The sequence below is a fragment of the Bacillus sp. 220_BSPC genome (assembly GCF_001054655.1).
GTDB classification, from domain to species: Bacteria; Bacillota; Bacilli; order Bacillales; family DSM-1321; genus Peribacillus; species Peribacillus frigoritolerans.
In genome coordinates this window covers 1-5704 of sequence record NZ_JVPL01000213.1, presented here as the reverse complement: position 1 = coordinate 5704, position 5704 = coordinate 1, and the positions used below count along the sequence as shown (strand labels likewise).

3 protein-coding genes and 2 pseudogenes are annotated in these 5704 nt (G+C 38.2%); 3 read left to right on the top strand and 2 right to left on the bottom strand.

Annotated features, from left to right (window positions below; all coding sequences use genetic code 11):
* Window positions 1-1004 (bottom strand): DUF3900 domain-containing protein (locus ADA55_RS17105; RefSeq protein ID WP_048686092.1); only part of this gene is annotated, 1004 nt, incomplete at its 3' end.
* Between the two features lie 480 nt (window positions 1005-1484).
* Here ADA55_RS17105 and ADA55_RS17100 point away from each other — a divergent pair.
* From ADA55_RS17100 to ADA55_RS31410, 3 genes and pseudogenes are all read left to right on the top strand, one after another.
* On the top strand, window positions 1485-2897 hold the full coding sequence (locus ADA55_RS17100) for an amino acid permease (protein ID WP_048686090.1): 1413 nt from the start codon (window positions 1485-1487) through the stop codon (window positions 2895-2897).
* Window positions 2898-3436: 539 nt separating this feature from the next.
* Window positions 3437-3994 (top strand): annotated as a pseudogene (locus tag ADA55_RS31415) (protoglobin domain-containing protein); the annotation flags it as partial.
* A gap of 288 nt (window positions 3995-4282) precedes the next feature.
* Window positions 4283-4753 (top strand): annotated as a pseudogene (locus ADA55_RS31410) (methyl-accepting chemotaxis protein); the annotation flags it as partial.
* 326 nt (window positions 4754-5079) lie between these two features.
* Here the strand turns inward: ADA55_RS31410 and tatA are convergent.
* Window positions 5080-5286, bottom strand: coding sequence for a twin-arginine translocase TatA/TatE family subunit (gene tatA / locus ADA55_RS17090; protein ID WP_048686086.1), 207 nt, complete (start codon window positions 5284-5286; stop codon window positions 5080-5082).
* Window positions 5287-5704: the final 418 nt, after the last annotated feature.

Below are 5704 nucleotides of genomic sequence, written 5' to 3'. Positions count from 1 at the left end.
TCAATCGGCGAAACGCCTTTATCGAACTCTATTGTATTGGATTCTATCATCAATACATACTTCCCATTAATCTTTCCTAAATGAATGCTTTCGCCAAAATCGGCTAATAGTCCTTTGACGGATGTACTGCCAAGCTTCATTCGCATTTCGGCTTCAGGTGTATGCTCGACAATCTGGGCTGTGGCTTCGACGACTTGGTGCGTTTCAAGGCGTTCTTGAATTTCCCGCTTTTCACTAGTTTCCCAGATTTCCAGGTCCTGTTCGAATTTCTGCAGTTCGTCACTGTTTTCTTCGAATTGAGCGGATACATGTTCATGGACCATATGGATGACCTGGTTTTTCATGATTTCCGGCATCGATTCGCCATATTCGACGAATTTCAAGAAGTCCTCGAAGTAGCGGGCATGTGAGGCCTGATGGATCTTCAGTTCGCCTTCTTCGACCATTCCTTCTTCGGGCATGTAGGGGTATTGGATGGATTTCATATTTTTAGTGGTGATTGCCATTTCAACGTGCCTAATCAAGGTCCGTTCATCCGAAATGGAAGCAACTTTCGGCTCGAAATCACATTTTAGTAAGAAAACGAATGGTTCATCAAGATATTTCGTTAATTTTGCCGATGCGATTATGAAGACACCGCCACGGACGGCACTCGTATCAATATAAGACCGCGTGAATTGTTCATTTTCCTCTTGGAATTCCTGTTTTGTTTTTGCATATCGAACACGGTTAAATACATTGTAATTAGGGTTGGAATCAAGTGCATGTCCTTCTTCGACAATAAAAGAACCAATTTTCGTTGGTATTTGTTCAGTTTTTGGATGACGGTCGACTTTCCGTTTGGAAATCTTCATCAATTCCCCATCCAAAAAATCCTTTAGAGGACTTTCTTCGTATTCTTCTGTATCAAGAGTTTGGAAATGTTTAAAACGCTTATCAGCCTGATCGCCTTTTCCTTCGACTTGGATTAAATAAAAAGACAGATAGGTAATTGCAAAATCCATGAATGTCACCTTCTTCAATTATTAAGCATAATTCCCGTACTTTTTTTAAGACTTAATAAGTATAGTGATGTACTTTGATTCCGTCAAACTATTGGTGCATGAATGATCAGGATAATATTGGAGTATTATTTCATAATAATACTTATACAAAAATAACGAATGAACTTATATTGGATTAAAAATATTAGAAACTTATACAAGTAGCGCACTTTATTAATATTAAAATAATGAATTGTTAATCCTTATTTGTTAAATATTGATATTCCTGTTGAATATTAAGGATTACCTTCCAAATAAAATTCAAAAAACAGAATTTTACAATAATAAATCATTGACGAAGGAAGGGGTAATACGTATAATTTGAAAGTCAGACAATTCAGGAATTGTAGAAATTTGTCGAAATTTCTTCGATATAAATGAAAGTGAATTTATTTGTCTGTAGTTTTCAGAATAGTTTATAAAATTTACGGAGGAAAGAACATGAGTATTTTTAGGAAGAAGTCCATTGAGGACTTGTTGAAAAACGCCGGTTCCGGCGGTAAGGGATTGAAACGGGAACTAGGGGCTTGGGATTTAACGATGCTAGGAATTGGAGCGATTATTGGGACAGGCATATTTGTATTAACAGGTACTGGTGCAGTGAATGCTGGTCCTGCACTTTCATTATCTTTCGTCATTGCTGGGCTTGCCTGTTTATTCGCTGCACTTTCTTATGCAGAATTTGCAGCTTCCGTGCCGGTATCCGGTTCGACTTATACGTATGCTTATGCAACTTTAGGTGAATTCGCCGCTTGGATAATCGGATGGGATTTAATTCTTGAATACTTATTGGCTGTTAGTGCCGTATCGGCTGGGTGGTCGGGCTATTTCCAATCATTTTTAAGTGGATTCGGAATTAACTTTCCAGAGAAATTGACGGCAGCACCAGGTTCGGTCGAAGGTGTCACGACTTATATGAACTTGCCGGCCTTTTTGATAGTCATGGCGATTACCTTTTTGATTTCCATAGGTACGAAACAAACGACCAGAATCAATAATATAATGGTCGTTATTAAAGTGTTGGTAGTGTTGTTGTTCATCGTTTCTTCTATCTATTATGTGAAACCGGAAAACTGGCAGCCTTTCATGCCATTTGGTATCGATGGAGTATTTTCAACTGCCGCATTAATGTTCTTTGCCTTCATCGGCTTTGATGCAGTTGCATCTGCTGCTGAAGAAACAAGAAATCCAGGAAAGAATTTACCACGCGGAATCCTCGGATCTTTGGTCATTTGTGTTGTGCTTTATATGCTTGTAAGTTTAATCATGACAGGTGTGGTACCGTATGCACAATTCAGTAAGGCTCTTGATCACCCGATTTCTTTGGTCTTGCAAAGCGCAGGACAAAATTGGGTTGCAGGAATCATCGATCTAGGTGCCTTCCTCGGAATGACAACGGTGATTTTGGTAATGTTGTATGGACAAACGCGAATCATGTTTGCGATGTCACGTGATGGGCTGATGCCAAAATCCTTATCAAAACTTCATAAAAAATATAAAACACCTTATGCAGCTTCATGGATATTTGGTATGATAGCGGCCGTATTGGGAGCATTCATACCTCTTGGTGAATTGGCAGAGTTGGTCAACATCGGAACATTGACTGCTTTTACGATGATTTCCGTAGCGGTCATCGTTTTACGGAAAACAAGACCGGATATGAAACGAGCTTTTTATTGTCCGGCAGTACCGCTCGTTCCTGGCCTGGCAATCGTTTTTTGCGTATTCTTGATGATTCAGCTAGGGAGTCATACATGGATAAGGTTTTTCATCTGGATGGCTATCGGAGTAGTCATTTACTTCGCTTATTCCCGTAAGCATTCCAATCTTAACCAGCAGGAAAATGATCATTGAAAAAAACACTTTTTGAGAGTTTCAGTTTGACGACTAAAGGGGTTAGGAAGGCTGAAGGCTATCTCCCCGAACCAAGATTTTAAATGAAAGCTTGGTTATCCTTCATGTATTTTTGTTTTTTCGCTAGCCAGTTAAATTCAGCAGGAGTGTCGCGAATTTCTTCAATCCTGTGAGGGTTTCATAGAGATGTAAAAAACCAAAAAATATAAACTAGTCTTATTCAAGTGTTCGAAATGAGTCCAGCCTACAGTTTATTCTTAAAATAGATTCCAGTTGATTGGAACGGAAGGTACGAGACTCCTGCGGGAAAAGAGCGCCGAGGAGGCTCCCGGACCGCCCGCGGAAAGCGAGTGCCTGAAGTGGAAATCAACGTTCATATCCTACACTCTCTCAAAAAAGTATACGATCTGAGACACTCTCTGGAGTGTCTTTTTTGTTTGGACATATATCGTTCATAAGTCTTATGTAAAAGAAGAAAATTTCTCGAAGTGAATTAAGATAAACAGACTTATGTCGAAATAGTATATATGGGGTAAAAAATGGGGGGCAATTCAATCATGAAAAGAATATGGAGAAATAAACAAAAGATAGATTCTATAGACTATATGCAATATAAAGAACACGTCGGTATCAATATCAGGGATTATCCGAGCGTATTGAATCAAGTGGACATGATTCATTTGACCATCGAGGATTTGTGCATAATTCGTTCTTTACAGGAACAAGTGAAGGAACATTTGACACAAATTGTAGGGGATTTTTATAAAAATCTAGAAAATGAACCCTCTTTAATAAAAATCATTAAGGACAATGGTTCTGTTGATAGGTTGAAAAAGACACTGCATCGTCATATGTTCGAAATGTTTAGCGGAACCATTGATGATGCATATATTAAACAGCGTTATATTATCGCACAAGTACATGTGCGAATTGGACTTCAGCCAAAATGGTATATGAGTGCATTTCAGGATTTATTGCAATCATTGATCATTCATGTGATTTCCAACATAAAAAATATTGAGCAATATCAAGATAACATTCTGGCTGTCACTAAAATTTTTAATTTAGAGCAGCAAATAGTTTTAGAGGCATATGAACTTGAAAATGAGAAGATTCGCCAAAAAAACTTAGCAGAAAAAGAGACGATTAAACTACAGGTCAATCATAATGCAGAGGAATTGGCAGCAATCAGTCAAGAGACCAGTTCAGCAACTCAATTAATGGCAAGTAAGGTAGGGGAAATTCATGATTTCACCCAAAAGGGGTCAGAAATAGCCATACATGCAGAGGGAAAGTCAAATGAGGGAGTCGAACTGTTACAGGGATTAGAGAAAAGATTGGTAAAAACGCAGGAGCAAATGACGATCATTTCAAAAGATATGGAGCAGCTTTCCAATACTTCAAAGGAAATTGAACGAATTGTCACGATCATCACCTCAATTGCCGAGCAAACGAATTTGTTGGCGTTGAACGCAGCGATTGAAGCGGCAAGAGCTGGTGAAAATGGTAAAGGATTTGCGGTTGTGGCTGGTGAGGTAAGGAAGCTATCAGAAAATACCAAGGACTCGGTTTCTGAAGTAGTGAAGTTGATTAATGGAATCGCTCATTTTACCAATGTCATGAACACGTCAATTTCCATGGTTAGCGGGGAAATTACTAAAGGTACAAAACAAGGAAATGAAACGGGCATATTTTTTACTGATATAGCAAAGGCCATGCTTTCTGTTAAAGAGCAGAATATTAAGATCACCAAGGAAATGACAGAGCTGAATGATATATTCGAGGAAATTAATGAAGCGTTCAATCAAGTGGCCGTTTCCTCGGATCAATTGACTCAATTGACAATGAACTTGTAATGAAGTTGAACGGTTTTTGAGATCAGCTCTATAGGCTAATTTGTATTTTAATAAATAACTCGATAGAATATTTCTAAAAACCCCCAAAGCGGTCTATAGAATATGAACAAACTATAAACAGGGATTTAAATCACTTCCCATTGGATGCCGTTAACAGGCTGCTCAATAAATCACTTGATAAAATATAAGTTTAATGTTATATTAATAAAGCGATGAGCTAATTTGTGTAAGTCGAAGAACAAGCTTTTAGCTAAACGTCGGGATGTGGCCTGACGGTTCTGCGCCACAAACGCATCAAAGACGCCTGCTGCGTGCAGGCGTCTTTTTCATTTTATCGATTCCTTTTTTGCAGCTTGTACGTCATCTTTGAATTCCTCTTGTATTTCTTCTGTTATTCCCTTGGTTGCATCCTTAAATTCCCTTAGCGAGGTGCCGACTGCCCGTCCGATTTGAGGCAGCTTGTTCGGTCCAAAAACAATTAAAGCTAAAAGAAGGATTAAAATTAAACCGGGAAAACCAATGTTTGAAAGCATAACCAGTCACTCCAATCAAATCTATTAGTTAATATTATAGACTCCTTCCATGTATTTGCAAATGGTATTTAGAATATATTATAGTGATCAACATCCGATGATCTTCGCAAGGCAAACACTTCAATTCCCTCACCATTCTATCTTGCACATTCTATTTATTAATATTTACTTACCCAATTATGTTATTCCCCTAAAAAGATTTCAATGAAAGTGGGGGACGGTAAACCAGAGTGACGTCTGACGTTTTGGGCATGTAACTGATTTGGCTACACCAGCTTAATGTGTGGCATGAAATTTTTTTGTTGCATGGGAATGATAAAACTTGCAAGTTTGAAGATATTTCGGTATTATAACTATACAAGCTGCGTTGTTCGTAATGATAATTAAGTTTTAACCTTTAAGCTGTAATAGGGAGTTT

What these genes read in the sequence shown, in the direction of transcription:
- ADA55_RS17100 (WP_048686090.1), top strand. Translation starts at nt 1,485, where the DNA reads ATGAGTATTTTTAGGAAGAAGTCCATTGAGGACTTGTTGAAAAACGCC.
- tatA (WP_048686086.1), bottom strand. Translation starts at nt 5,286, where the DNA reads ATGCTTTCAAACATTGGTTTTCCCGGTTTAATTTTAATCCTTCTTTTA.